The sequence below is a fragment of the Brevibacterium pityocampae genome (assembly GCF_039541555.1).
GTDB lineage: Bacteria > Actinomycetota > Actinomycetes > Actinomycetales > Brevibacteriaceae > Brevibacterium > Brevibacterium pityocampae.
On the sequence record NZ_BAABGL010000033.1, the window covers coordinates 1 to 26055 of the forward strand.

Below are 26055 nucleotides of genomic sequence, written 5' to 3' on the forward strand. Positions count from 1 at the left end.
CATCATCATTTTCCCAGTTCAGAAGGGGCATTTCCATTTCACGCGCGGCTTGATCCGGCTACTCGCATCGGTGGATCAAGGCTTAGCCGGTCCCGGAGCCGTGCCGGTTGTCGACCTCGGCGGCGTCCTTGTCATCGCGGTGGATGCCGGTCCGCGGATCGATCTCTAGGAGGAACGCACGGATCTCCACGAGGTGGTCATCCGGGGTGGGCCGACTGACGATCGGGCTGCCGGAGAACCAGTACCCGGGATTCGGCCCGCAGAGCCAGTCGTGGTCCACGGTGCCGTCCGCGCGCCGGGCGATCGCGAACACCTCGCCGTCGATGGTGACCCGCATGGATGGCATGAAGCCCAGTCAAACAGGTTTCAAGCTATGAGGCGACCACAAAGCCAGAGACTTTTTTGAGGTAGGAACGAGAAGTGCGATGCCGGATATGAAGCACAGAGCTTCAGGAGCCGATGCTCGGGATAGCCTGGGAGCATCATTTATCGCGTCGGAAGGACCCACAATGACCAGTGTCGGTGACCAGCTGCAACTAATTGCTCGAAAACTGAAGAACACACGCGAGAGCATCGCGACAGAAGAAGCGACGAAGACAACGCTGATCATGCCTTTCATCAGGGATGTGCTTGGCTTCGATGTGTTCGACGTCAACGAGGTCATCCCCGAATTTGTAGCTGATGTGGGCCTGAAGAAGGGCGAGAAGATTGATTTCGCAATCGTCAATGAGGGCGAGGTAGCGATACTCATCGAGTGCAAGAAGGTCAGCGAACCTCTAAACCTCGACAATGCCTCCCAACTATTCCGCTACTTCCATGTCACTACTGCTCGGATTGCAGTGTTGACGAACGGCAACGAGTACCGCTTCTATACCGATCTCGACGAGCCGAACAAGATGGATTCGAAGCCTTTCCTCGAGCTGAACCTCGACGACATCGATTCTGCGCTGGTACCGGAGATCGAGAAGCTCAGCAAGCAGAACTTCGATCTCGACTCAGTCCTCGGCGCCGCAGAAGAACTGAAGTACGTTTCATCTGCCAAGCGGGTCTTCGCCGGAGAAGCCAAGGAGATTTCTTGGGACATGGCAAGCTTGGTGATTTCGCGCATCTATCCTGGGCGACTCACCCAACGAATCCGCGATCAGCTCACCCCTCTGGTGGGAAAGGGGCTCAATCAGTTCATCTCGGATCAGGTGAACAATCGGTTAAAGGCAGCCCTCAGTGACAACGGCGAAGAGCCTGATTCTTCGTCTGAACCGACCGTCGCCGAAGAACAGGTCGACTTGGTCGACGGACTTGAGACTACAGAGGAAGAACTTCAGGCCTTCCGAATCATTCAGGCCATCGTGGCTCAGGACGTTGATCCGAATCGCATTCACTACCGTGACGCGAAGTCATACTGCGCGATTCTGTTCGATGACAATAACCGGAAGGCAGTCTGCCGACTTCGATTTAATAACACCGATCGACTCCGGGTCGGTCTCATCAAGGAAGACAAGTCTGAAGATGTGCGCGATCTGGATCGGGTAACCGACCTGTACTCGTTCGCCGATCAGATTCGCGAAGCGGCAAGACGCTACCTGTGACACGGAGAATGGGGGCACCGTTGACGGCCAGTTCGTCGACAGTGTCGACCCGTCTCCAAGTAGGACATCGTAGATGTTTCACCGAACGACAGCGCCCCGCCTGACTGCGTGAACAGTCCTGCGGGGCGCCGGCCCGGGATCGGGGTGGTCTCAGAAGTCCCAGTCTTCGTCCTCGGTGTTCTCGGCCTTGCCGATGACGTAGGAGGATCCGGAGCCGGAGAAGAAGTCGTGGTTCTCATCCGCGTTGGGCGACAGTGCCGACAGGATCGCCGGGTTCACGTCGGTCACGCTCGAGGGGAACATCGCCTCGTAGCCCAGGTTCATCAGCGCCTTGTTGGCGTTGTAGTGGAGGAACTTCTTGACGTCCTCCGCCAGGCCCACCGGGTCGTAGAGGTCGTGGGTGTACTGGACCTCGTTCTCGTAGAGCTCGAAGAGCAGCTCGTAGGTGTAGTCCTTGAGCTCCTGCTTCTTCGTGTCGTCGACCTTCTCGAGCCCGCGCTGGTACTTGTAGCCGATGTAGTACCCGTGGACGGCCTCATCGCGGATGATGAGGCGGATGAGGTCGGCGGTGTTGGTGAGCTTGGCGTGGCTCGACCAGTACATCGGCAGGTAGAAGCCGGAGTAGAAGAGGAACGACTCGAGCAGGGTCGAGGCGACCTTGCGCTTGAGCGGATCGTCCCCGCGATAGTACTTGAGGATGATGTCGGCCTTGCGCTGCAGGCTCTGGTTCTCCGTCGACCAGCGGAAGGCGTCGTCGATCTGCCGGGTCGAGGCCAGCGTCGAGAAGATCGAGGAGTACGACTTCGCGTGCACGCTCTCCATGAACGCGATGTTCGTGTACACCGCCTCCTCGTGCGGGGTCAGCGCATCCGGGATGAGCGACACCGCGCCGACCGTGCCCTGGATCGTGTCGAGCAGGGTGAGCCCGGTGAACACGCGCATGGTCAGCGTCTTCTCGTCCTCGGTCAGCGTCGCCCACGACTGCACGTCGTTGGACAGCGGCACCTTCTCCGGCAGCCAGAAGTTGGCCGTCAGGCGGTCCCAGACCTCGCCGTCGATGTCGTCGACGATGCGGTTCCAGTTGATCGCGTCGACGTGCGACACGAGGGTGAGCTTCTCACTCATGAATACTCCTGAAGAATGTGGGTGTGTCCGTTCGGCCCGGCCCGATCCGCGGGCGCCGCGCGGCGGTGCCGCACGGCGCCCTGGTCGGTCAGAGCATGCAGGACACGCAGCCCTCGACCTCGGTCCCCTGCAGCGCGAGCTGCCGGATCCGGATGTAGTAGATCGTCTTGATGCCCTTGCGCCAGGCGTAGATCTGCGCCCGGTTGACGTCACGGGTGGTGGCGGTGTCCTTGAAGAACAGCGTCAGCGACAGCCCCTGGTCCACGTGCTTCGTGGCCTCGGCGTAGGTGTCGATGATCTTCTCGTAGCCGATCTCGTACGCGTCCTCGTAGTACTCGAGGTTGTCGTTCGTCATGAACGGCGCCGGGTAGTACACGCGGCCGATCTTGCCCTCCTTGCGGATCTCGATCCGCGAGGCGACGGGGTGGATCGACGAGGTCGAGTTGTTGATATAGGAGATCGAGCCGGTCGGCGGGACCGCCTGGAGGTTCTGGTTGTACATCCCGTGCTCGGCGACCTGCGCCTTGAGCTCGGCCCAGTCCTGCTGCGTCGGGATCGACACCCCGGCCTCGGCGAACAGCTCGGCGATCCGCGCGGTGGCCGGTGCCCACTCCTGCTCGGTGTACTTGTCGAAGTACTCGCCCGAGGCGTACTTCGACTTCTCGAAGCCGGCGAAGGTCCGCCCGCGCTCCTTGGCGATCTCCATGGAGGCCCGCACGCAGTGGTAGGCCACGGTGTAGAAGTACATGTTCGTGAAGTCGAGGCCCTCCTCGGATCCGTAGTGGATCCGCTCGCGGGCGAGGTACCCGTGGAGGTTCATCTGCCCCAGCCCGATCGCGTGCGACATGTCGTTGCCGCGGGCGATCGAGGGCACCGAGTCGATGTCCGAGGTCTCCGACACCGCGGTGAGCCCGCGGATCGCGGTCTCCACCGTCTGCCCGAAGTTCTCCGAGTCCATGGTCAGCGCGATGTTGAGCGAGCCGAGGTTGCAGGAGATGTCCTTGCCGACCTGGTCGTAGCTCAGGTCCGCGTTGTAGGTCGTCGGCTCCGACACCTGGAGGATCTCCGAGCACAGGTTCGACATGGTGATCCGGCCGTCGATCGGGTTGGCGCGGTTCACGGTGTCCTCGAACATGATGTACGGGTAGCCGGACTCGAACTGGATCTCCGCGAGCGTCTGGAAGAACTCGCGGGCGTTGATCTTCGACTTCTTGATCCGCGCGTCGTCGACCATCTCGTGATACTTCTCCGTCACCGAGATCTCGGTGAAGGGCACGCCGTAGACCTGCTCGACGTCGTACGGGCTGAAGAGGTACATGTCCTCGTTGGTCTTCGCGAGCTCGAAGGTGATGTCGGGGACGACCACGCCGAGGCTGAGCGTCTTGATCCGGATCTTCTCATCGGCGTTCTCGCGCTTGGTGTCGAGGAAACGGTAGATGTCCGGGTGGTGGGCGTTGAGGTACACCGCGCCGGCACCCTGGCGGGCGCCGAGCTGGTTGGCGTAGGAGAAGGAGTCCTCGAGCAGCTTCATCACCGGGATGACGCCGGAGGACTGGTTCTCGATCTTCTTGATCGGCGCGCCGGACTCCCGGATGTTCGTCAGCGAGAAGGCCACGCCGCCGCCGCGCTTGGACAGCTGCAGGGCGGAGTTGATCGAGCGGCCGATCGACTCCATGTTGTCCTCGATACGCAGCAGGAAGCACGACACGAGCTCGCCGCGTTGCTTCTTGCCGGCGTTGAGGAACGTCGGGGTGGCCGGCTGGAAGCGACCGGTGATGATCTCCTCCATGAGCGCCATGGCGAGCTTCTCGTCGCCGCGGGCGAGGAACAGCGCGACCATGACCACGCGATCCTCGAAGCGCTCGAGGAAGCGCTTGCCGTCGAAGGTCTTGAGCGTGTACGAGGTGTAGAACTTGAACGCGCCGAGAAAGGTCTGGAAGCGGAACTTGTGCTGGTACGCCGCCTGGGACAGCTGCTGGATGAACGCGAAGGAGTACTGGTCGAGCACCTCCTTCTCGTAGTAGTCGTGCTCGACGAGGTAGCGCAGCTTCTCCTCGAGGTCGTGGAAGAACACCGTGTTGGTGTTGACGTACTGGAGGAAGAACTGGCGAGCGGCCTGCTTGTCGCGCTCGAACTGGATGCGGCCATCCGCATCGTAGAGGTTGAGCATCGCGTTGAGGGCGTGGTAGTCGAGGTCGGTGTCCTCGCGGATGATCGCCTCTAGGTCGCGGTCGTGCGTAGTCGTTGACACAGTGAATCCAATCCTTCGTCGACGTTCTCGACATCGTCCTCGGTGCCGAGGAGTTCGAACCGGTACAGCAGCGGTACCCGGCATTTGTCGGCCACCCGGTGGGCGGCCCTGCAGTAGTCCTCGCCGAAGTTCGTGTTCCCGGCACCGATGACTCCGACGAGATTGTCCCGGTTGCCTCTGACATTGAGGAACTTGATGACCTGTCTGGGCACCGCCCCGCGGTTGGAGCCGGCGCCGTAGGTGGGTGTGATGAGCACGAACGGCTCACCCACGATGGGAGTGTCCGACCGGGTCAGCAGCGGCAGGCGCAGGCTCGGGTGCCTGAGCTTGCCGGCGAACCGGTGGGTGTACTCCGAGCCGCTGGAGTAGTAGACGACGAGCATCTCATGCGACGACGGAGGCGGCGCCCTGTCCGGAGGAGATCGCGGCGATCTTGTCCGGGCGGAAGCCCGACCAGTGGTCGTTGTCGGTGACGACGACGGGCGCCTGCATGTACCCCATGGCCTTGACGACGTCGAGCGCGTTCGGGTCCTTGCTCAGGTCGACCGAGCGGTACTCGATGCCCTTGGAGTCGAGGGCGCGGTAGGTCGCGTTGCACTGCACGCAGGCCGGCTTGGTGTACACGGTGATCATTCTGCTGTCCTCCGAAGACGTGTGTTCTCGCGGTCATCCAGGGCTGTCCGCCGGTCTCCGCTGGAGCCGCGCCGGGTTTCTCCGCGTCCGCGGCCCAACCACTAGATGTTGTGTCTGCACTCGAGAGTACCCCTAGATCGTGTGTTACACCAGTGTCATTTCTCACGGCGCGGCGCTGTGCACATGGGGTGCACAGGGGTCGCGGCGCCCTCCACAGGAGGCGAATCACACCGGTGTGGTTCCACCACCTGCGACGATGGCCGCCGAGGTGCGCCGGCACCGCTCGCCGACCCCGCTCCCGTCCACCGTCCGTCCCCAGGCGGAGGTCGACAATCCACAGGAAAAAACTTCCCGCCGACGGTGTGTCCGGACTTCTGTGTCCGATCGAGGCCGTCATGTGACCGGACTGCCACAGCATCCGTCCCGCCGTGTCCGGACCCCCGTCTAATCTGGGATCACCGTCCCCACCACCCCACCGCACGACAGCCCCACCGCACCCCAGCACCATCGCACCGCAGAACCGACCGCACCGCAGCACTGACCGCACCGCTGCACTGACCGCACCGGCACCCGCCCCGCGAGAGGACACCCGATGAGCCAGCCCAACCCGGCGAACACGCAGGAGATCACCCAGGCCGCGACGATCCTGTCCTCCGTGGAGAAGCACCTCGACCGCTTCGTCGTCGGACAGGGCCGCCTGCGCGAGACCCTGGCGCTCGGCCTCCTCACCGGCGGGCACCTCCTCCTCGAATCGGTGCCGGGCCTGGCGAAGACCACCGCGGCCGCCGCGCTCGCCGGCGCCGTGGGCGGCGAGTTCGCCCGCATCCAGTGCACCCCCGACCTGCTGCCGAGCGACATCATCGGCTCGCAGATCTACAACTCCTCCACCGGCCGGTTCGAGATCCAGCTCGGCCCGGTGCACGCGAACATCGTCCTCCTCGACGAGATCAACCGCTCGAGCGCCAAGACGCAGAGCGCCATGCTCGAGGCGATGCAGGAGAAGCAGACGACGATCGGCGGCACCCGCTTCGACCTCCCCTCCCCCTTCCTCGTCATGGCCACGCAGAACCCGATCGAGCAGGAGGGCACCTACCAGCTGCCCGAGGCCCAGCTCGACCGCTTCATGATCAAGGACGTCCTCGACTACCCGGGCCCGGGCGAGGAGCTCGAGATCCTGCGCCGGCTCGACGCCGGGGTGTTCGACGTCGAGAGCCCCCCGGAGCCGGCCTGCACGCTCGAGGACGTCCGCACCCTGCAGCGCTATGCGCGCAGCATCTACATCGACCCCGCGATCAGCCGCTACCTCGTGGAGATCGTGTCGGCCACCCGGCAGGCCTCGCGCTACATCGGCCCGCTCGCCCAGTTCATCGAGTGCGGCGCCTCCCCGCGCGCCTCGATCGCGTTCACCAACGCCTCCCGCGCGCTCGCGATGATCCGCGGCCGCAACTACGTCATCCCCGAGGACGTCAAGGACCTCGCGGTGCGGATCCTCCGCCACCGCATCCTGCTGAACTTCGAGGCCGTCGCGGAGAACATCCCGGTCGAGCGCGTCATCGGCGAGCTCCTCGGCGCGATCAGGACGCCCTGATGGCCGCGCTGCTCACCAAGGTCAAGGCGCGGATGACCATCCACGCCCACCGCCGCACCCGGGGTCTCCTCCAGGGCGACTACGCCTCGGTGTTCCACGGCCACAGCCTCGACTTCGACGACCTGCGCGAATACGTCCCCGGCGACGAGGTGCGCGACATCGACTGGAAGGCCACCGCCCGGCACTCGACCCCGCTCGTCAAGCGCTACGTCGCCCACCGTCGGCACGCGCTCGCACTCGTCGTCGACTCCGGGATGGACTTCGAGGCCGTCGCCGCCTCCGGGGAGCCCAAGCGCGAGCTCGCGATCCTGCTCGCCGGCATGGCCGGCTACCTCGCGGTGCGCCACGGCGACGACGTCATGCTCGTCCACGGAGACGCCCGCACCACCCGCTCGACGCCGTCGAAGGGCACCGAGGCCCACCTCGAGCAGCTGCTGCGCCGCATCCAGGCCGCCGGCCGGAACTCCGCCGGCTCCCGCATCGCGACCCAGCTCCAGTGGGTCGCCGACACCCTGCGCCGGCGCATGATCGTCCTCGTCATCGCCGACGACACCCCGGTGTCCGAGGAGCACCTGCCGCTGCTGCGCCGGCTCGCCGCGCAGCACGAGATCATGTGGCTCACCATCGCCGATGCCGACCTCTCCGCGCTCGGCGGGACCGCCGGCACCCCGTACGACGTGCTCGCCGCCGAGCCCACCGGGGTCCCCGACGAGCTCCTGTCCGGCCGCGCGCTGTGGGACGAGTACCACCGGGCGGAGACCGCGCGCCGGGCGCAGACCGAGCAGACGCTGCGCCGCGCCGGCATCCCGCACGTGCGCGTCGCCCATTCCCACGAGGCGCTGTGGCAGCTGCGCCGGCTCATGAAGAGGCAGCGCCGTGAACGCCGCTGAGCTCCATCCGCTGCTCCCCGCCTCCGACTGGTGGCTCGTCGCCGCAGCGGGAGCGATCGCCGGGTTCCTCGTGCTCGCCGGCTGGCCCGTCTTCGCCCGCCTGTGGGCGCACTCCGGGGCGCGGGCGGACGGCCCGGCCCACGTGCCCGGCCACACCCGCCGCGAGTACCTCTCGAAGATCGACGCGCTCGACACCGCATGGCGCGCAGGCGAGCTCAGCGAGCGCGAGGTCGCCCAGCGCCTCGGCACGATCGTGCGCCGGTTCGCCCGCTCCGCCTGGGGCATCGACGTCAGCCACATGACGCTCGCCGAGCTCCGCGCCCACCGGATCGAGCCGATCGCCGTCGCCGTCTCCCGCCTCTACGCCGCCGAGTTCTCCGACGAGGCCGCGATCGACTGCCGAGCCGAGCTCGGCGCCGCCCGGAAGCTGGTGGGACGATGGTCCTGAAGTTCTGGTGGCTCGCCCTCGCCCTCATCCCGGTCGCCGGCCTCACGGTGTGGCTGCTGTCCCGGCCCGGCCGGGCGCGCGCCGGCACCGTGCCCGTCGCCCGCATCCACCGCCTCACCGGCCTGCGCGAGTTCGCGCGCCGCCGGCGGCGTCTGCTGTGGGGTGCGATCGCGGTGTTCCTCGTGTCCGCCTTCGCTGCCCTGTCCGCGCTCGCCGGGATCGCCCGGCCGGCCCGCACGGAGACGATCAACCCCGAGCGGCACCTGCGCGACGTCGTGCTGTGCCTCGACGCCTCGGGCTCGATGACCTCCTACGACGCGCAGATCATCGAGTCCTACATCGAGATGATCCAGTCCTTCGACGGGGAGCGGATCGGGATGACGGTGTTCAACTCCACCGCGGTCTCGGTGTTCCCCCTCACCGACGACTACCTCATGGTCGAGGAGTTCCTCACCGAGGCCAAGCGCGGCTTCGAGACCGGCGGCCTCGAGGGCACGGACTTCTTCGCCGGCACCGTCGACACGGAGATCGGCGGCTCCTCGCTCATCGGCGACGGCCTCACCTCGTGCGTGGACAGCTTCGACAAGAAGGGCGAGGAGCGCAGCCGCTCGATCATCTTCGCCACCGACAACCAGATCGCCGGCACCCCGATCTTCACCCTCGCCGAGGCCACGGAGATCGCCGTCGAGGAGGAGGTCCGGGTCTACACGCTCGCCCCCCGCTCCCTGTTCGCCGGCTCGGAGATCAGCGAGCTGCAGGACACCGCGCGGACCACCGGTGGGGCCCACCACCAGCTCGGCTCCGCTCAGGCCACCGACGGCATCGTCGAGGACATCCAGCAGCAGGAGGCGCAGAAGACCGACGCGAAGTCGGTCACCCTGGTCCACGACCAGCCGATCGTCCCGCTCACCCTGACGCTGCTCGGGATCATCGCCTGCTTCGTCCTCGCCTGGAGGTTCACCCTGTGATGTCCGAGCTGATGTTCCAGCCCGTCCTCCCCTGGCCGGCGCTCGTCGCCCTCTTCGTCCTGCTCGTCGGCGGGTGCGTGACGCTGGCCGTCCTCACCCCCGCCCGGCGCACCCGCTGGCTGCTGCGCGCCGGCGCGCTCCTCGTGCTCGCCGCGGCCTTCACCCGCCCGGGCGTCCCGCTGGAGACGGCGAGCCAGTCGACCGCGGCGGCCGCCGACGTGTTCGTCCTCGTCGACACCACCGCCTCGATCGTGGCGGAGGACTACGACGGGCAGCGGCCGCGCCTCGACGGCGTCAAGGAGGACATGCGCTCGCTCCTCGAGCAGCTGCCCGGGGCGCGGGTGAGCATGGTGACCTTCGGGTCGAGCGCGGCCGTGCGGGTGCCGCTCACCACCGACCACTCGGCGTTCGCCTCCGCGATCGAGACCGTCGGCCCGGAGGTCACCCTGTACTCCGGCGGCAGCTCGGTGACCGAGGCGCGCGCACTCCTGCTCGAGCGGCTCGCCGCCGCAGAGGAGCAGAACCCCGACAACGCCCGCCTCGTGTACTACTTCGGCGACGGCGAGCAGACCGCCAGCACGGCTCCGGAGTCGATGTCCGAGATCGCCGCGCAGATCGACGGCGGCGCGGTGTTCGGCTACGGCACGCAGAGCGGCGGGCCGATGAAGGAGACCCAGTCGTACTACTCGACCCGCGACGACGGCACCTACATCACCGACAGCACCACCGGCGACCGGGCGCTGTCCGTCATCGACGAGGACCAGTTGCGCACGATCGCCGCCGACCTCGGCGTCGACTACCACCACCGCTCGGCCGGCACCCCGTTCGGCACTGTGCACACCGCCCCGCAGTTCGAGGAGAAGCTCGTCGACGCCGAATCGTTCGGCGGGGTGACCGAATACTTCTGGATCCCGCTGCTCGCGGTGTTCGCCTGGATCGTCGTCGAGGCGACGCTCGCGCTGCGCCGCGTCCGGGCGCTCGCCCGGCTCCATGCCTCACCGCCGGTCCCCTCGACGGCGGCTCCCCCGGCAGCGGGCGCTCCGGCGGCGGGCAGCGCACGGCCGGGTGTCGCACCTCCGGGCGCAGCACAGCAGTACGCCGCACGACCGTCGACCGCGACCCTGGGAGCATCATGGACACCGTGACGAAGCCGCGCACACCGGCCGCCGACGAACGCGCCGCGGGCACCGGGCAGGGCGGAGCGGAGACACCTGATCGCAGCGTGCGCCGGCGGCGGCGCCCGCGGCGCCGGGTGATCCTCAGCCTCGTCGCCGCCGGACTGCTGCTGCTCCTCGCCGCCTACTGCGTCCTGCTCAGCGTGCTGCTGACCTCGGCGCAGAAGGCCTCGGCCGCCGGCGACCAGCAGGAGGCGATCGCCGCCGCGCGCTGGTTCGAGCGGCTCAGCCCCTTCGAGCGGCACAAGGGCCCGTTCAACGTCGGGACCGCAGAGGCGTTCGACCGGAACTACGACCGGGCGCGACCCGAGCTCGAGCGCGCCCTCGAACTCACCCCGGTGGCCGATGAGTGCGCGGTGCGGATGAACCTCGCCTACGTCCACGAGAAGGAGGCCGAGGCGTTCCGCGACGCCGACGACACCGAGCAGGCGAACACGTCCTTCGACGCCGCCCGCACCGTCCTGTCCGAGGCGCCCGAGGAGTGCCGTCCGCAGGGCGGCGGCCAGGACCAGGCGATGGACGAGGCCGAGGAGCGCGTCGACTCCTCGCAGGAGGAGATGAACAACCCGGGACAGGGCTCCGGCGGGGAAGAGGGCTCCGGCGAAGGGTCGGGCGAGGGCGGGGAGACCGGCACGGAGCCCGGTGACGACGGCGGCGAGGAGCCGGGCGGGGACGGACCCGGTGGGGAATCCGGTACCGGGGAATCGGGCGGCAGTCCCGGTGAGGGCCCCGGCGAGGTCGGCGACGAGAAGCGCGAGGAGCTGCGACAGCGGCAGCAGGACTCGCAGCAGCGTCAGGACGAGGAGAACTCCCGCGACAGCGGCGCCGGATACGCCGAGAAGCCCTGGTGACAGGCCCACCGACCGGGCCCGCACCACGGCTGCGGCGATGCCGGTGACACACCGCGGAGCCTTTCTACTGACGAGTAACGTCGAGTGGAGTACTGTGTCCCCATGACCAGCCGGGCCCGGGCGGATCCTCGCGGCCCGCACCGCAGGAGGCACCCCATGACCACCCACGAACCCCTCGGCCCGGCCGACTACAGCCGGACCCCGCGCTTCGCCGGCCCGCCGACCTTCGGGCTGCTGCCGCGGCTCGATGAGGTCGAGGCCGCCCGCCCCGGCGCGCCGATCGACGTCAAGATCCTCGGCGTCCCGTTCGATGCCGGGGTGAGCTACCGGCCCGGCGCGCGGTTCGGACCCGCCCACATCCGGCAGTCCTCGAAGCTGCTGCGACCGTACAACCAGGCCACGGACGTCCACCCGTTCTCCACCCAGCAGATCGCCGACTGCGGCGACCTCGGTGTCAATCCCTTCGACATCCCCGCCGCGATCTGCACGGTCGAGGAGGCCGCCGACGCCCTGAGGGCCGACGGCGCCAAGCTCCTCACCCTCGGCGGCGACCACACGCTCGCACTGCCCAACCTCCGCTCCGTGCACCGCACCCACGGACCCGTCGCGGTGCTCCACTTCGACGCCCACCTCGACACCTGGGACACGTACATGGGCGCCCCGTACACCCACGGCACCCCGTTCCGCCGCGCCTCCGAGGAGGGCCTGCTCGACCTCGCGCACTGCATGCACGTGGGCATCCGCGGACCGCTCTACGGCAGCGAGGACCTCACCGACGACGCCGTGCTCGGCTTCCGGATCCTCCGCAGCGACGACTACCAGTTCCGTCCGCTGCCCGACATCGTTGCCGACATCCGGCGCCGCCTGGCCGACCGGCCGGTCTATCTGTCCATCGACATCGACGTCCTCGACCCGGCGGCCGCTCCCGGCACCGGCACCCCGGAGGCCGGCGGCATGACGAGCCGCGAGCTCCTCAATTCGCTGCGCGGGCTCCAGGGGCTCGACATCGTGGGCGCGGAGATCGTCGAGGTCGCCCCGGCCTACGACCACGCGGAGATCACCGGACTCGCCGCCGCCCAGGTGGGCTACGAGATCCTGTCCCTGTGGGCCGCCGGACGGGCCGGCGCCCAGGTTCCGACGGGACCGGTTGCCGAGCACCTCGACGGAGGCCGGGCATGACGATCCTCCCCGATCACCACCGCAACGGCGGCCTCGCGGTCGTCTCCACGCTCGCCGCCCACGGGGTCGACACGATCTTCGGCATCCCCGGCACCCACAACCTCGAGCTCTACCGCCACCTGCACCACTACGGCATCCGCGCGGTGACCCCGCGCCATGAACAGGGGGCGGGCTACGCCGCGGACGGCTACTTCCTCCTCAGCGGCCGACCCGGGGTCGTGATCACCACCTCGGGACCGGGGCTGACGAACGTCATCACCGCCGCGGCCACCGCCTATGCGGAATCCCGGCCCATGCTCATCCTGTCCCCCGGCGTGCCCACCGGTATGGAGGGCGCCGATGCCGGCCTCCTCCACGAGACCAAGGACTCCTCCGGGGCGCTCAGCCGCCTCCTCGTCGCCTCCCGGCGGGCCCGCACCGCCGAGGGCGCGGCCCAGGCGGTCGCCGAGGCGTTCGCCCTGTTCGCCTCGTCGCGGCCCGGGCCCGTCCACATCGAGGTGCCTCTCGACGTGCTCGAGGGCCCCTGGTGGGGTACCGCCCCGCAGCCGCTCGCGCCGCAGCCGCCGGTGCCCACGGCCGACACCGTGGCCCGCGCCGCCGAGCTGCTCCGCACCGCCGACCGTCCGCTCATCGTCGCCGGCGGCGGCTCGCGGCACGCGGCGGACCGGCTCACCGCGCTCGCCGAGCGCCTCGACGCGCCGGTGGCGACGACCTGCAACGGCAAGGGCGTCCTCGACGAGGCCCATCCGCTGTCGCTGGGCTCGAACGTGCGGTTCGGCGCCGTGCAGGAGGCGAGCCGCGCCGCCGATGTGCTCGTCGTGCTCGGCACCGAGCTCGCCGATTCCGACCTCTGGGGCGGCACCGTCGGTGCGCAGAACGCTCCCGGCACCGCAGCGGGGTCGGCGACGCCCGGACCCGCCGGATCCGCCGACGGCCTCACCGTGGACTCGGCGCTCGACGTGCGTGCCCCGCGCCCCGACGGGCAGCAGGTCATCCGCTGCGACATCGACCCCGACCAGCTCAACAAGAACCTCATCGGCGACGTGCTCGTCCATTCCGACACCGGGGCCTTCCTCGATGCCCTCCTCGCAGCGCTCGGCGAGGATGCCGGACACGGTGGGGGTTCCGGGCTCGGATCCCGGCCGGATTCCGGGTCCGAGGCCGGGTCCGATCCCGAGCCGGTGGGCACCTCGGCGGGGCGGCACCGGGCAGAGTCGCTGCGCGCGGCGTGCGCCGAGGAGTTCGACGGCGCGGGCCTCAACGCGCGCATCACCCGGGCCGTCGCAGCGGCGGGCGGACCGGGCGTGGTCATCGGCGGGGATTCCTCGCAGGTGACCTACGACGGCACCGTCCACGCCCTGGAGGCCCACACCCCGGACCAGCTGCTCTACATGCCCGGATTCGCGACGCTCGGCTACGGCATCCCCGCGGCGCTCGGCGCTAAGGTCGCCGCACCCGAGCGGCCGGTGGCCGCGCTGCTCGGCGACGGAGCGGCGATGTTCTCCGTCCAGGAGGTCATGACCGCGGTCGAGCTCGGGCTCCCGATCCCCTTCGTCGTCGTCGACAACGGCGGCTACGCGGAGATCGAGGACCAGATGACCGCACGCGACATGCCCCCGTTCGCCGTCCGGCTCGACCGCCCCGACTTCGCCGCGCTCGGCCGGTCGATGGGCGCCCACGGCGTCACGGTGGCCCTGCCCACCGGTGCCGGGGAGGCGGGCGCGCTCGCCGAGTTCGATGCGACGCTGCGGGGCGCCGTCGCCGACGCCTTCGCCGCCGGCCGGCCGACCGTCGTCCATGTCATCGCACCGCGCCGAGCCCCCTCCGCGGACGCCTGATCGGACCACGCAAGCGCGTCCCGTCCTTCCACGCCCACCGATCCGGTCCCACCGACCCCAGCCCCGCAGGCCGATGACCTGCTGACCTGCTGACCTGCCGATCCAACTCGCCGGACCCGTCGCGGCCGGCCGCACCGAGGAGAATCCCATGGACGTCGCTATCGTCCTGCTGTACCTGGCCGCCATGATCGCCTTCGGGTTCTGGGGGCGGATGCGCGCCAAGAACCAGGAGGACTACCTGGTCGCCGGCCGGCGCCTCGGCCCCGTGCTGTTCACCGGCACCATGGCCGCGGTCGTGCTCGGCGGCGCCTCGACCGTCGGCGGCGTGGGCCTGGGCTACGAGTACGGGCTGTCGGGCATGTGGCTCGTGTTCTGCATCGGCCTGGGCATCGTGCTCCTGTCGCTGCTGTTCGCCCCGAAGATCCAGCGCCTCGAGATCTACACGGTCTCGCAGATGCTCGGGCTGCGCTACGGCTCCGGCTCGCGCCTGGTGTCCGGTCTCATCATGACCGCCTACGGCCTGATGATCTCGACGACCTCGACGGTCGCCTACGGCACGATCTTCCACGCGCTGCTCGGCATCGACCGGGTGCCGGCGATCCTGCTCGGCGGCTCCGTCGTCATCATCTACTCGATGCTCGGCGGCATGTGGTCGATCACCCTGACCGATTTCGTCCAGTTCATCATCCAGACCATCGGCATCTTCCTCATCCTCCTGCCACTCGTCATCACCGAGGCCGGGGGCTTCGGGACGATCGCCGACGAGCTCGGCCCGAGCGCGTTCGATCCGGTGGCGATCGGTCCGGAGTCGATCCTCACGTACTTCCTCATCTACACGCTCGGGCTGCTCATCGGGCAGGACATCTGGCAGCGCGTGTTCACCGCGCGGGCCCCCGGCGTCGCCCGCTGGGGCGGCCTGTCGGCCGGCATCTACTGCTTGTTCTACGCCGTAGCCGGCGCGCTCGTCGGCACCGCGGCCCAGGTCATCGTGCCCGGCATCGAGGTCAGCGACGACGTGTTCGTCGCCGTCGTCGACTCCTCCATGACCCCGGTGCTCGCCGGCCTCGTCCTCGCCGCCGCGCTGTCGGCGGTGATGTCGACGTCCTCGGGCGCGCTGCTCGCCGCCTCGACGGTGTTCCGGCAGGACGTCGTCGAGCCCGTGCTCGCCGATCGCGGCGTCCCGCGCTCGCGCCTCGGCAGCGCGCTGGCGCAGAACCTCGTCAAGGAGACCGGCGACGAGGTCCGCGACTCCCGCCTCTACCTGCTCGGCCTCGGCATCATCTCGGTGATCCTCGCCTGCCTCATGCCGAGCGTCGTCGAAGCCCTCACGGTCGCCTACAACCTGCTCGTGTGCGGCCTATTCGTGCCGATCCTCGGCGGGCTCGTGTGGAAGCGCGGCACGATCACCGGGGTGCTCGCCGGGATGATCGTCGGCTCGCTCACCACGATCATCATCATGGCCACCATGAACATCTTCGCGAACCCGGCGATCTACCTCGGTCTGCTCGCCTCCGCGATCGCCTACGTCGTCGGCTCGCTCGTCTCGAAGCCCACCTCGCCCGAGGTGCTCGCCGCCTGGCGGGAGCGCATCGCCCGCTGACCCGGGCCTCACCCCGACGGGTCGCCGGTGTACGGCCGAGTGTGCGAACTCCTGCGGATCCGCTCTCAGGAACCTTCGGATATCGAGGTCTCGGGGTGGCGCAGCAGGGAGGCGAAGCCGGCGATCATCGCGCGCGCGTCGACCTCGGTCGTCGGCTGCGCGGCGTCGGCCGCGGCGATGAGCTCCTCCTTGTCGAAGCCGAGCGCGGCGAGCTCGTCGGCATTCCAGCTCCGGACGTTCTCCGGGCCGGCCTCGGGGTGGAACTGCAGGCCCCAGGCCGCCTCGCCCAGCCGGAACGCCTGGAGCTCGCAGGCCTCGCTGCGCGCAAGCAGCACCGCGTCCTCGGGCAGCCGGGTGATCCGGTCCACGTGGCTCTCGATGAAGGCCGTCCGGGTCCGCAGGCCGCCGAACAACGGGTCGGCGGCCGCGGCCTCGGTCAGGGTGATCGGTGTCGAGCCCTTCTCCGGGGCTCCGGAGTTCGCTGCGACCGCACCGCCGCCGACGTGCGCGATGAGCTGCCCGCCGAGGCAGATCCCCAGCTGCGGCATCCCCGTCCCGAGCGCCCGGCGCACGAGCTCGGCCTCGCGCGCCAGCCACGGCGCCCCGGCGGTGTCGTCGGGCATGTACCCGCCGCCGAGCATGATGAGGCAGTCGTAGTCGCCCAGCGCCTCGGGTTCGGGGATCGTGCCGGCGGCTCCGACGCGCACGTCGATGTCGAGGTGCTCGTCGATGAGCCACTGCGTGAGGCGCCGGGGGCCGGACTCGATGTCGTTGACGATGAGGAGGACGCGGGGCATGGGGAGGACGGTGCCTTTCGGTCGAGGTGCAGGGTTTCGCAGTACGGGATCTCGATGTGCAGGATTTCGAGGTGCAGGGCGTCGGGGCGCGGGGTTAGGGTGCGCGGAGTACCGGACCCGGCTCTCAGTGGGCGGCGGTGGTGGCGCGGTGGCGGTCGTCGTGGGCCTCGAGCGCGCGCAGCACGTTCTCGGACCCGAGCTTCCGGAGGTCGGCCCCGCTCCAGCCGCGCCCGGCGAGCTCGGTCAGCAGCGCCGGGTACGTCGAGGCGTCGTCGAGCCCGGTGGGCATCGTGTCGGTGCCGCAGAGGTCGCCGCCGAGACCCACGTGGTCGATGCCGACGCGCTCGCGCATCCGGTCGCAGTGGTCGGCGACATCGGCCGGCGTCACCTCCGGCGGCTCCCCCACCTCGCCGGCCTCGACCCACCGGTGGCGGGCGTCGGTGACGAAGGAGGGGACGAACGTCACCATCGCGACTCCCCCGTTGGCGGGCAGCCGGTCGAGGACGTCGGCGGGGATGTTGCGCGGGTGCGGGTTGAGCTCGAAGGCGCACGAGTGGCTGAAGATCACGGGCAGCTCGCTGATGTCGAGCGCCTGGTGCATGACGCTCGGGGCGACGTGCGAGAGGTCGACGATCATCCCGATCCGGTTCATCTCCGCCACGACCTCCCGGCCGAAGTCGGTGAGCCCGCCGTGGCGCGCCTCGTCCGTGGCGGAGTCCGCCCAGCTGTGGGTCGTCGACCACGTCAGGGTCATGTAGCGCACGCCGAGCCGGGCGTACATCCGCAGCACGGACAGGGATTCGTCGATCTGCTGCCCGCCCTCGACGCCGAGCAGCGAGGCGACCCGCCCGGTGCCGGTCGCCGCGCGGATCTGCGCGGCGGTCGGGGCCCAGACGAGGTCGTCCGGGTAGGCGTCGACCATCCGGTGCACGAGGTCGATCTGCTCGAGCGTGGCGCGCACCGCGGCCGGCCCGGTGATCGAGCTGTGGACGTAGACCGACCAGAACTGGGCGCTCACCCCGCCGTCGTGGAGCTGCCCGAGCGTGGTGAAGGGCGAGACGGCGGCGTCGTGGAGGTCCGCGACGGAGCTCCCGCGCGTCTCCCGCAGGTGCCAGGGCAGGTCGTTGTGGCCGTCGAACACGTCGATCATGTCAGTCCTCCGTCGGGGTGCGGTGCGGGTCCTCGGGACCACTCGCAGCGTCCGCCGCGCGCCCGTAGATCTCCGGCTGCAGGTACGCTCCGATGATCTCACCGGCGCGGCGCATCAGCGGCATGACCTCGAGCACCCGGTCGGTGTCGGACTCCCAGTTGGCGAACACCGCATAGGCCACGCGGGATTCCCGCGTCATCGCGACGCCGGCGTCGCAGCGGACGGTGGAATCCGTGCCGGTCTTGTTCCACACCCAGGATCCGCGCGTGTAGTAGTAGTGCGCCAGCGGGTCGGGTTCGAAGGCCGAGGCGACCATCGAGGTGTCCGCGCCGGCCCCGAGCCAGCGGCGCAGCACTTCCGAATGGGCGGCGTCGAACAGCTCGTCGCGGGCGAGCCGGGCCATGAAGTCGGCGATCTCCGCGGCGGTACCGCTCGACAGCCGGGACGGGGCGCCGGCGGGGCGGGGCCAGCGGAGGAAGTCGTGGAGGGCGGAGTCGGTGTACCCGAGCTCGGCGGCGCTCGCAGCGACCCGGTCGAGGCCGACGCGACGCAGGAGCACGTTCGTGCCGAAGTTGTCGCTGAATGCACCGATGAGCATCCCGATGTCGAACACGCTCAGGGAGTCCTGCTGGAGCAGGTACCAGAGCCCGGATTCGTCGACCCGCTCCGAGGGGCGGCGACGGAGCCGTTCGTCGAGGGACAGCTCGCCGCGCTCGACCATCCGCAGGGTCGCGTGGAGGAGGAAGATCTTCGCGATGCTCGCCGTCGACAGCACGCGCTCGGGGGCGTGCGAGAACAGCGTGGTCCCGGTGTCGACGTCATAGGCGAGCGCGGAGAACTCGACCCCGGGCAGTGCGCCGAAGTCGACGTCCGGGAGCGCGCGGGCAGGGATTCCGGGGGTGGGGTTCTCGGGAGTGCGGTCCGGCTGCCGGTCTGCGGTCATGGGGTCTCCTTCGGATCGATGAGGGTGAGGGCGGGTGCGCCGCCGGCCGGGGCGTGGAGGGCGGCGGCGACGCCGAGCGGCACGCTCAGCGCATCCTCGGCGTGGCCGAAGCCGAGCTCCCACACCACCGGGATGCCGAGGGGGCCGAGCACCTCGTGCACGAGCGCCTCGATCTGCGCGACCGACCCGCAGTCCTCCCAGGAGCCGAGCGCGACCGCCCGGGCCCCGTCCGTCCAACCGCTGCGGACGAGCTGGAGGAGGAGGTTGTCGAGGCGGGCGGGCGTCTCGTCGACGTCCTCGAGGAGCACGATGCCGGTCCCGGACGCCACGGGCAGCGGGTTCTCCGGCGCGCCGAGCGAGGCGGCGAGCAGGCTGAGGTTGCCGCCGGTGATCCGGCCGGGCACGGGCGCGCCGTCGGGTGCCGGGATGAGGGTGCGCGCCTCGGGCCCGGCGATGGAACGACCGCGCCATGGCTCGAACAGCCAGGAGCGGACGTCGGCTGCGATCGTCGTGGAGGTGCGGAACACCGCGTTGCCGACCATCGGGCAGAACAGGGTGGGCACCCGCAGATGGTGCGCCCATGCCTGGTGCAGCGCCGTGACGTCGGAGGACCCGGCGAGCAGCTTGGGTCGGCCGTCGGGCCGGGTCGCGTGGGCGGCGAGGCGGGAGAAGTCGAGGCCGTCGAGCAGACGCATCGCCCCGTAGCCGCCGCGCAGGGCGATGACGGCTGAGGTGCGCGGGTCGCACCAGGCGGCCTCGAGGTCGGCGCGGCGCTGCTCGTCGGTGCCGGCGAGGTACGGAAGCTCGGGGTGGACGGCCCGGACGTGCTCACCGACCACCACCTCGAGGCCCCAGCCCTCGAGGGTCGCGAGGGCGTGGTCGAAACCGGCCGCGTCCGTCGGGCTCGATGCCGCGATGAGGTGCACCCGGTCCCCGGGGACGAGCGGCGGGGAATCGAGGTACGCCTCGGCGGCGGTGCGATTCATACGGTGCCCCCGTTCACTCGCTCACCCGGTCGAGCCGGAAGCTCGGGACCGCGCCGAGCAGCGTGCGCGTGTACTCGTGCTGGGGGTCGAGGAGGACGTCCTCGACCGGTCCGCGCTCGACGATCCGCCCCTCGTACATCACGGCGACGGTGTCGGCGATGTTCCACGCCAGCCCGAGGTCGTGGGTGATGACGAGCGCGGTGAGCCCGAGCCGGCGGCGCAGCTCGAGGATGAGCGACAGGATCTCCCCGCGCACGGACGCGTCGAGGCTCGCCACGGGCTCGTCGGCGATGAGAACCTCGGGGTCGAGGGCGAGCGCCCCGGCGATGACGACGCGCTGCCGCTGGCCGCCGGAGAGCTCCTGCGGGATCGACTCGAGGTAGTCCTCCGCCGGGGTCATCTCCGTGTTCGTCAGCGCTTCGATGACGCGGGCGCGCTCGTCGCCGGTGAAGTGCTGCACGCGCAGGCCCTCGGCGACGGACTCGTAGACGCTGAGCTTGGGGTTGAGCGAGCCGGACGGGTCCTGGAGGATCATCTGCACCTCCTTGCGGAAGGCGCGCAGGTCCTTGGGCCGGCGGCTCAGCGGCTTCCCGCGGAACCGGATCTCCGAACCGGGGTCGGTCTCCTGGAGGCCGAGCAGGCTGCGGGCGAGCGTCGTCTTCCCGCAGCCGGACTGGCCGACGACGGCGAGGATCTCACCGCGGTGGAGGGCGAGGTCGACGTCGCGCACCGCGCGCACATGGCGGCCGCGGGCGGAGAAGGAGACATTGAGGTTCTTCGCCTCGAGCACGACCTCGTCGGTCATGGTGAACTCCGCGGCGCCCGCACCGGCGGCCGCGCCGGGTGCGGCCCCGACCTCGGCAGCGGATCCCGTGCCGGCCTCGGTACCGGTTCCGGCACCGGCACCGGCCCCCGCCCCTGATCCGGCAGCGGTTCCCGCCTCGGCACCGGCCCCGGCGGCGGGGGCGATCCGGGCCGGGTTGCGGGTCACCGGATTGAGCCGGGAGTACCGGTCCCCGATCGTCGGGAACGCCTCGGCGAGCTGCCGGGTGTAGGCCTCCTCGGGGTCGGCGCAGACGACCGCGGAGTCGCCGATCTCGACGATCTCCCCGTCCTTCATGATCGCCAGGCGCTCGCACACCTCGGCGAGCACGGAGAGGTCGTGGGAGATCATGAGGAGGGTGATCCCGCGGTCGGCGACGAGACGCTGGAGCACCTGGAGGACCTGCCGCTGGACGATGACGTCGAGTGCGGTGGTGGGCTCGTCGGCGATGATGACGTGCGGCTCGCAGGCGAGCGCCATCGCGATCATCACCCGCTGCTTCTGCCCGCCGGACAGCTCGTGCGGGTACGCCTTGGCCTTGTCGGCGCTGAGGTCGACCTGCGCGAGGAGCTCGTGCATCCGGGCCGTGCGCTCCTCCTTCGTGCGCCAGCCGTCCTTGACGTGGAGCTCGAGCGCCTCGAGGATCTGCCGGCCCACGGTGCGCACCGGGTTGAGGGAGTGGAGCGCCCCCTGGAACACGATCGAGGCGTCCGACCAGCGCAGGGCGCGCAGCTCACCGAAGTTGAGCTCGCCGAGGTCCCGGCCGCCGACGAGCACCGTCCCGGTGAGCGTCGCGTTCGACGGGAGCAGCCGGAGCAGGCTGAGGATGAGCGTGGACTTCCCGGACCCGGATTCCCCGGCGATGCCGAGCGTGCCGCCGGCGGGCACGGTGAGGGACACGCCGCGCACCGCGGCGATCTCGCCGCGCCGGGTGTTCGAGGAATAGCGGATCGTGACGTCGTCGAAGACGATCTCCTGCATCAGCGGCTCCTCAGGGTCGGGTTGGCGATCGACTCGAAGGCACGGCCGACGAGGGTGAAGGCGAGCACCACGATGACGATCGCGACGCCCGGGGTGAGGATGTACCACCAGTAGCCGCTCGTCGCCGCGGACACGTCCATCGCGTTCTTGAGGATCGTGCCCCAGGACTGCTGGGTGGTGTCGCCCAGGCCCAGGAACGCCAGGGTCGATTCGGCGATGATCGCGGTCCCGACGGTGAGCGTGGTGTTCGCCATGACGAGCGGGAGCACGGCCGGGAACAGGTGCTTGACGATGATGTGCCAGTGTCCGGCGCCGAGCACGCGGGCGCGCTCGATGTAGAGGCGCGACTCCGCGGACAGGGTCTGGGCGCGCACGACGCGCGCGGTGCCCGCCCACGAGGTGATGCCGATCGCGAGCACGATCGTCCACACCCCACGGTCGAGCACGGAGGACAGGACGATCGCGAGCAGCAGCGAGGGCAGGACGAGGAAGAAGTCGATGATGCGCATGATGAGGCCGCCGAGGAACCCGGTGAAGTGGCCGGCGGCCATGCCCATGATCGTGCCGATGATCATCGACATCGCGGTCGCGGCGAGCCCGACGAGCAGAGAGACGCGCGCACCCCACACCATCCGCACCCACAGCTCGCGGCCGTAGTTGTCGGTGCCGAGCAGGTGCTCGGCCGAGGGCGGGGCGTAGCGCGGCTGGTCGAGCTGCTGGGTGACGTCGAGCATCGAGCGGTCGGCGATGACGGGCGCGAGGATCGCGATGAGCGACACGATGACGAGGACGACGGCGCCGAACACGCCGGCCGGGTCCTGGAGGAACATCTTCCAGGCGCGTCCGGCGGCGGCCTTGCGGCGGTTGAAGGCGACGGCGCGCGGTGACAGGACGGTGGACATCTCAGGCCCTCCTGACGCGGGGATCGAGCTGGCGGTAGAGGAGGTCGGCGATGAGGTTCATCACGATGATCGCGGCGGAGAACACGACGAACGTGCCCTGCAGGAGCGGCAGGTCGGGGCCGCTGATCGCCTCGTAGGTGAGCTTGCCCAGCCCCGGCCAGGAGAACACGGTCTCCACCGTCACCGCGCCGGCGATGAGTCCGCCGATGTGCATGAACACGAGGGTGACGGTGGGCAGCAGGGCGTTGGGCACCGCGTGCTTGCGGCGCACGCCGTCCTCGTTGAGACCCTTGGCGCGGGCGGTGGTGAGGTAGTCCGCGCTCATCTCCTCGAGCAGGGAGGCGCGCATGACGAGGAGGTACTGGGCGTAGATCACCGCGACCATGGTGATGACCGGGAGGATGAGGTGCTCGGCGACGTCGATGACGTAGGCGAAGGTGCCGGGTTCGACGCCGGGCGAGACCATGCCGCCGGTGGGCAGCCACTGGAGCGTGCCGCCGAACACCATGAGGAGGATGAGCGCGAGCCAGAAGGTCGGCACCGACCACAGGATGAGCGAGGTGCCGGTGGTGGCCTTGTCGAACAGCGAGTTGCGCTTCCAGGCGGCGAGCTGCCCCATCCACAGGCCGAGCACGATCGCGATGATCGCCGCGGTGCCGGTGAGGAGCAGGGTGGGCCAGGCGTACTGCGCGATGAGCGAGCTCACCGACTGCTGGTAGACGTAGCTCTCCCCCATGTCCCCGGTGAAGATCCCGGTGAGGTAGTCCCAGAACTGGACGAGGAGCGGCTGATCGAGGCCGTACTCGGCGCGCAGCGCTGCGACCTGCTCGGCGGTCATCGGTCGTTCGCGGGCGATCTTGGCGACGGGATCCCCGGGCAGGATCCGGAACGCGAAGAAGCCGAGGAGGATCACCATGAGCATGCTGATCGCGGCTCCCCCGAGCTTGCGGCCGAAGTAGGCCAGGAACGAGGTGCCGGCCGGCGGCTCGTCGATGTCCTGGGAAGCGATGTCCTGGGGAGCACCGTTCCGGGGAGCGATGTCCTGGGGAGCACCGGGGGCGGGGCCCCGCGTGGGATCCTCGCCGGCCGCGGTGCGCGGCTCCGCGACGGCCGGATCGCCGACGTGCGGGTCGACGGGCGGCTCGGCGGACGGGGGGTTGGCTGACACTTCTGACTCCAATCGGTGCGGCGCCCTCAGGGGCGCGGCACAGCGGTCCGGCGCCCGATCACCGGGGTGGTCGGGCGCCGGACGGTGACATCAGGCGCGGTCGTCGGCGCTCTTGCGGCGGGTGAGGGCGAAGATCACCACTCCCACACCGGCGAGCACGGCGATGCCGATGCCGATCCAGGCTCCGGTGCCGAGGCCGCCGGACTCACCGCCGGACTCGCCGCTCACGGGCTCGACCGTGTAGAAGCCCCAGTAGCCGGCCTGACCGGCGATCATGCCGTCGGCCTCGGGCTGGGTGGTGAAGCCGTCGAAGCGGTCCGAGCGGTAGGCCTCGAGCGCCTGCGGGTACCACAGGGCGATCTGCGCGGTGTCGGTGTAGTTGAGGCGCAGCGCCTCGCGCACGAGCTCCTCGCGGGCTCCCTCGTCGAGCTCGGTGTGCTGCTGGGCGTAGAGCTCGTCGAACTCCGGGTTGCAGTAGCCGTCCTGCGAGGACGGTCCGTTGCCCTCGGCGTCGGGACGCGAGGCGCAGGTGTTGATGCCGAGCTGGTAGTCCGGGTCCGGGTTGATGCTCCAGCCGGTGATGTACATGTCGTAGTCCCCGGCCAGGGTGCGGCTGGAGATCGTGTCGGCATCGGACGCCTCGACCTCGAGCTCGACGCCGAGGTCGGCGAGCCACGGACCGAGGAACTCGCCGATCGCCTGCTCGGGCTGGGAGGCGGAGTCGACGAGGAGTCGCAGGGAGAGCTTCTCGCCGTCCTTCTCGCGGATGCCGTCGGCACCCTCGGTCCAGCCGGCGTCCTCGAGGGTCTGCTTCGCGGCCTCGACGTCGTGCTCGAGGATGGCCTCGTCGTCCTCCGGCAGGTGCCACTTGGGGAACGCCGAGGGGATGAAGCTCGTCGCCGGGTCGGCATAGCCCTGCATGACCTGCTCGCGCAGGGTGTCGATGTCGATGCCCTGGCGCAGCGCCTGGCGCACCGCGACGTCCGTGAGGGCCTCGTTGCCGGTGCCGTAGGACTCGCCCTCGGGGGTCTCCGCACCGGAGTTGATGCTGATGGAGGTGTAGCGGCGGCCGGTGCCGGCGTTGATCTCGACGTTGTCCGCCCCCTCGAGCGCGGTGACCTGCTCCGGGGTGAGCCCGGTGATGAAGTCGACCTCGCCGGAGCGCAGCGCCTGCACCTGGGCGTCGGAGTTCGTGTAGTAGATGTACTGGATCGTGTCGATCTGCGGGGCGCCGCGCCAGAAGTTCGGGTTGGCCTTGAGCGTGATCGACTGGTTGGGCTCGTAGCTCTCGAGGACGAACGGGCCGGAGCCGACGACGTCGGTGTCGCCCGGGTCGCCGACCGCATCCTCCTTGGCCGACCACACGTGCTCGGGGACGACGGGGATCTCGGTGCCGGGGTTCGGCGCCTGCGGCTCGGTCAGGGTGATGACGACCGTGGAGTCGTCGGGTGCCTCGACGGTGTCGAAGTTCTGCACGAGGCTGCCGTTGGCCGCGCCCATGCCCGCCGGGTCCTCCATCATCTGGGTGTAGGTGTAGACGACGTCCTCGGCGGTGATCGGTTCGTCATCGGACCACTTCATGCCCTCACGCAGGGTGAAGGTCCAGGTCATGCCGTCCTCGCTCGTCTCCCACGACTCGGCGAGACCCTCGGTGGGCGAGCCGTCCTTCGCGTCGTACTGGACGAGGTTCTCGTAGACGTAGCGGTTGATGCCCGTCGAGGTGAGGTAGATCGTGGTGAAGGGGTTGAAGCTGTCGATCTGGCCGGCGGTCGCGATCCGCAGGGTCTTCTCCTCGGCCGGGGCGTCGATCGCGCCCTCCGTGGACTCCTCGGTGGCGGCCGAGGCGATCGGGGCGACCCCGGGAGCCAGCGCGAGCACAGTGGCGGCGGCGACCGCAGTCACCATCCGCGGTAGACGGGGGAAGCGGATGCGTGACATCGTCATGGGGTCTCCTTATGAGCTACTTCACATCGAACACAGACGAACCTACAGTGCGCGGGCCTGTGCTTCAAGCAGCGACGCGAACAGGTCGACCTGCGTGAGTTCCCGATGAAACCCCACGTGAGAGCGCAATTTTAGAAGGTTCCTGAGAGCCGGCGTCATACAGTCATCGCAACACTCGTTGTCAGGGTAGGTGCGAAAGGGGTTGTGTGATGGTCGGGTCGAGGAATGC

At 69.4% G+C, this 26055-nt stretch carries 23 protein-coding genes; 10 read left to right on the top strand and 13 right to left on the bottom strand.

Annotated elements, in window-relative coordinates; genetic code table 11:
- Positions 1-82: 82 nt before the first annotated feature.
- Positions 83-346, bottom strand: a complete 264-nt coding sequence (locus ABD883_RS12120; protein ID WP_295690855.1) for a hypothetical protein — start codon at positions 344-346, stop codon at positions 83-85.
- A 163-nt stretch (positions 347-509) separates the two neighbouring features.
- Here ABD883_RS12120 and ABD883_RS12125 point away from each other — a divergent pair, with 163 nt between their 5' ends.
- Positions 510-1586: a type I restriction endonuclease gene (locus ABD883_RS12125; protein ID WP_265809446.1), complete on the top strand. Its 1077-nt coding sequence runs from the start codon at positions 510-512 to the stop codon at positions 1584-1586.
- Between the two features lie 150 nt (positions 1587-1736).
- Here the strand turns inward: ABD883_RS12125 and nrdF are convergent, their stop codons facing one another.
- The 4 genes from nrdF to nrdH form a co-directional block, all read right to left on the bottom strand.
- Complete coding sequence (nrdF, locus tag ABD883_RS12130; RefSeq protein WP_265809445.1) at positions 1737-2711, bottom strand: class 1b ribonucleoside-diphosphate reductase subunit beta; 975 nt, start codon at positions 2709-2711, stop codon at positions 1737-1739.
- Positions 2712-2799: 88 nt separating this feature from the next.
- Positions 2800-4962, bottom strand: a complete 2163-nt coding sequence (gene nrdE / locus ABD883_RS12135) for a class 1b ribonucleoside-diphosphate reductase subunit alpha (protein ID WP_295690859.1) — start codon at positions 4960-4962, stop codon at positions 2800-2802.
- Positions 4932-5345: a class Ib ribonucleoside-diphosphate reductase assembly flavoprotein NrdI gene (gene nrdI, locus ABD883_RS12140; protein ID WP_295690861.1), complete on the bottom strand. Its 414-nt coding sequence runs from the start codon at positions 5343-5345 to the stop codon at positions 4932-4934. Before nrdI ends, nrdE begins: the two co-directional genes overlap by 31 nt.
- A gap of 1 nt (position 5346) precedes the next feature.
- Positions 5347-5595, bottom strand: coding sequence for a glutaredoxin-like protein NrdH (gene nrdH, locus ABD883_RS12145; RefSeq protein ID WP_265809443.1), 249 nt, complete (start codon positions 5593-5595; stop codon positions 5347-5349).
- A 592-nt stretch (positions 5596-6187) separates the two neighbouring features.
- On the opposite strand from nrdH, the gene ABD883_RS12150 reads away from it, so the two are divergent.
- The 9 genes from ABD883_RS12150 (at position 6188) to ABD883_RS12190 (ending at position 16132) form a co-directional block, all read left to right on the top strand.
- Positions 6188-7183: an AAA family ATPase gene (locus ABD883_RS12150; protein WP_265809442.1), complete on the top strand. Its 996-nt coding sequence runs from the start codon at positions 6188-6190 to the stop codon at positions 7181-7183.
- Positions 7183-8073, top strand: a complete 891-nt coding sequence (locus ABD883_RS12155; RefSeq protein ID WP_295689607.1) for a DUF58 domain-containing protein — start codon at positions 7183-7185, stop codon at positions 8071-8073. Before ABD883_RS12150 ends, ABD883_RS12155 begins: the two co-directional genes overlap by 1 nt.
- On the top strand, positions 8060-8521 hold the full coding sequence (locus tag ABD883_RS12160) for a hypothetical protein (protein WP_265809440.1): 462 nt from the start codon (positions 8060-8062) through the stop codon (positions 8519-8521). Before ABD883_RS12155 ends, ABD883_RS12160 begins: the two co-directional genes overlap by 14 nt.
- A complete protein-coding gene (locus tag ABD883_RS12165; protein WP_295689609.1) occupies positions 8512-9489 on the top strand; it encodes a vWA domain-containing protein in 978 nt (325 codons plus the stop codon). The genes ABD883_RS12160 and ABD883_RS12165 overlap by 10 nt, the downstream gene beginning before the upstream one ends.
- The gene (locus tag ABD883_RS12170; protein ID WP_137319087.1) at positions 9489-10634 is read left to right on the top strand and encodes a vWA domain-containing protein; all 1146 of its coding nucleotides are present in this window, start codon (positions 9489-9491) and stop codon (positions 10632-10634) included. Before ABD883_RS12165 ends, ABD883_RS12170 begins: the two co-directional genes overlap by 1 nt.
- On the top strand, positions 10622-11515 hold the full coding sequence (locus ABD883_RS12175) for a hypothetical protein (protein ID WP_295689612.1): 894 nt from the start codon (positions 10622-10624) through the stop codon (positions 11513-11515). Before ABD883_RS12170 ends, ABD883_RS12175 begins: the two co-directional genes overlap by 13 nt.
- Before the next feature lie 156 nt (positions 11516-11671).
- Positions 11672-12694 (top strand): agmatinase, encoded by a 1023-nt coding sequence (gene speB / locus ABD883_RS12180; RefSeq protein ID WP_295689614.1) that lies wholly within the window; start codon positions 11672-11674, stop codon positions 12692-12694.
- A complete protein-coding gene (locus ABD883_RS12185) occupies positions 12691-14532 on the top strand; it encodes a thiamine pyrophosphate-binding protein (protein ID WP_295689616.1) in 1842 nt (613 codons plus the stop codon). The genes speB and ABD883_RS12185 overlap by 4 nt, the downstream gene beginning before the upstream one ends.
- Positions 14533-14680: 148 nt before the next feature.
- Positions 14681-16132, top strand: coding sequence for a sodium:solute symporter family protein (locus tag ABD883_RS12190; protein ID WP_295689618.1), 1452 nt, complete (start codon positions 14681-14683; stop codon positions 16130-16132).
- A gap of 65 nt (positions 16133-16197) precedes the next feature.
- Here the strand turns inward: ABD883_RS12190 and ABD883_RS12195 are convergent, their stop codons facing one another.
- The 8 genes from ABD883_RS12195 to ABD883_RS12230 all read right to left on the bottom strand — a co-directional run bounded on the left by ABD883_RS12195 (position 16198) and on the right by ABD883_RS12230 (position 25826).
- Entirely contained in the window at positions 16198-16929 is a 732-nt protein-coding gene (locus tag ABD883_RS12195) for a type 1 glutamine amidotransferase (protein WP_295689620.1), read from the bottom strand.
- A gap of 124 nt (positions 16930-17053) precedes the next feature.
- Positions 17054-18079 (bottom strand): dipeptidase, encoded by a 1026-nt coding sequence (locus tag ABD883_RS12200; protein WP_295689622.1) that lies wholly within the window; start codon positions 18077-18079, stop codon positions 17054-17056.
- A gap of 1 nt (position 18080) precedes the next feature.
- Positions 18081-19022: a serine hydrolase gene (locus tag ABD883_RS12205; RefSeq protein ID WP_247422944.1), complete on the bottom strand. Its 942-nt coding sequence runs from the start codon at positions 19020-19022 to the stop codon at positions 18081-18083.
- Positions 19019-20008 (bottom strand): S66 peptidase family protein, encoded by a 990-nt coding sequence (locus tag ABD883_RS12210; protein WP_247422946.1) that lies wholly within the window; start codon positions 20006-20008, stop codon positions 19019-19021. Before ABD883_RS12210 ends, ABD883_RS12205 begins: the two co-directional genes overlap by 4 nt.
- Positions 20009-20021: 13 nt before the next feature.
- A complete protein-coding gene (locus ABD883_RS12215) occupies positions 20022-21812 on the bottom strand; it encodes an ABC transporter ATP-binding protein (protein ID WP_247422948.1) in 1791 nt (596 codons plus the stop codon).
- A complete protein-coding gene (locus ABD883_RS12220) occupies positions 21812-22714 on the bottom strand; it encodes an ABC transporter permease (RefSeq protein WP_175406901.1) in 903 nt (300 codons plus the stop codon). The genes ABD883_RS12215 and ABD883_RS12220 overlap by 1 nt, the downstream gene beginning before the upstream one ends.
- Position 22715: 1 nt before the next feature.
- Entirely contained in the window at positions 22716-23882 is a 1167-nt protein-coding gene (locus tag ABD883_RS12225) for an ABC transporter permease (protein ID WP_295689629.1), read from the bottom strand.
- A gap of 90 nt (positions 23883-23972) precedes the next feature.
- The gene (locus ABD883_RS12230; protein WP_295689631.1) at positions 23973-25826 is read right to left on the bottom strand and encodes an ABC transporter substrate-binding protein; all 1854 of its coding nucleotides are present in this window, start codon (positions 25824-25826) and stop codon (positions 23973-23975) included.
- Positions 25827-26055 lie beyond the last annotated feature (229 nt).

What these genes read in the sequence shown, in the direction of transcription:
- ABD883_RS12170 (WP_137319087.1), top strand. Translation starts at nt 9,489, where the DNA reads ATGTCCGAGCTGATGTTCCAGCCCGTCCTCCCCTGGCCGGCGCTCGTC.
- nrdF (WP_265809445.1), bottom strand. Translation starts at nt 2,711, where the DNA reads ATGAGTGAGAAGCTCACCCTCGTGTCGCACGTCGACGCGATCAACTGG.
- ABD883_RS12215 (WP_247422948.1), bottom strand. Translation starts at nt 21,812, where the DNA reads ATGCAGGAGATCGTCTTCGACGACGTCACGATCCGCTATTCCTCGAAC.
- speB (WP_295689614.1), top strand. Translation starts at nt 11,672, where the DNA reads ATGACCACCCACGAACCCCTCGGCCCGGCCGACTACAGCCGGACCCCG.
- ABD883_RS12195 (WP_295689620.1), bottom strand. Translation starts at nt 16,929, where the DNA reads ATGCCCCGCGTCCTCCTCATCGTCAACGACATCGAGTCCGGCCCCCGG.
- ABD883_RS12150 (WP_265809442.1), top strand. Translation starts at nt 6,188, where the DNA reads ATGAGCCAGCCCAACCCGGCGAACACGCAGGAGATCACCCAGGCCGCG.
- ABD883_RS12205 (WP_247422944.1), bottom strand. Translation starts at nt 19,022, where the DNA reads ATGACCGCAGACCGGCAGCCGGACCGCACTCCCGAGAACCCCACCCCC.
- ABD883_RS12210 (WP_247422946.1), bottom strand. Translation starts at nt 20,008, where the DNA reads ATGAATCGCACCGCCGCCGAGGCGTACCTCGATTCCCCGCCGCTCGTC.
- nrdI (WP_295690861.1), bottom strand. Translation starts at nt 5,345, where the DNA reads ATGCTCGTCGTCTACTACTCCAGCGGCTCGGAGTACACCCACCGGTTC.
- ABD883_RS12190 (WP_295689618.1), top strand. Translation starts at nt 14,681, where the DNA reads ATGGACGTCGCTATCGTCCTGCTGTACCTGGCCGCCATGATCGCCTTC.
- ABD883_RS12120 (WP_295690855.1), bottom strand. Translation starts at nt 346, where the DNA reads ATGCCATCCATGCGGGTCACCATCGACGGCGAGGTGTTCGCGATCGCC.
- nrdH (WP_265809443.1), bottom strand. Translation starts at nt 5,595, where the DNA reads ATGATCACCGTGTACACCAAGCCGGCCTGCGTGCAGTGCAACGCGACC.
- ABD883_RS12230 (WP_295689631.1), bottom strand. Translation starts at nt 25,826, where the DNA reads ATGACGATGTCACGCATCCGCTTCCCCCGTCTACCGCGGATGGTGACT.
- ABD883_RS12185 (WP_295689616.1), top strand. Translation starts at nt 12,691, where the DNA reads ATGACGATCCTCCCCGATCACCACCGCAACGGCGGCCTCGCGGTCGTC.
- ABD883_RS12165 (WP_295689609.1), top strand. Translation starts at nt 8,512, where the DNA reads ATGGTCCTGAAGTTCTGGTGGCTCGCCCTCGCCCTCATCCCGGTCGCC.
- ABD883_RS12220 (WP_175406901.1), bottom strand. Translation starts at nt 22,714, where the DNA reads ATGTCCACCGTCCTGTCACCGCGCGCCGTCGCCTTCAACCGCCGCAAG.
- ABD883_RS12175 (WP_295689612.1), top strand. Translation starts at nt 10,622, where the DNA reads ATGGACACCGTGACGAAGCCGCGCACACCGGCCGCCGACGAACGCGCC.
- ABD883_RS12200 (WP_295689622.1), bottom strand. Translation starts at nt 18,079, where the DNA reads ATGATCGACGTGTTCGACGGCCACAACGACCTGCCCTGGCACCTGCGG.
- ABD883_RS12155 (WP_295689607.1), top strand. Translation starts at nt 7,183, where the DNA reads ATGGCCGCGCTGCTCACCAAGGTCAAGGCGCGGATGACCATCCACGCC.
- ABD883_RS12125 (WP_265809446.1), top strand. Translation starts at nt 510, where the DNA reads ATGACCAGTGTCGGTGACCAGCTGCAACTAATTGCTCGAAAACTGAAG.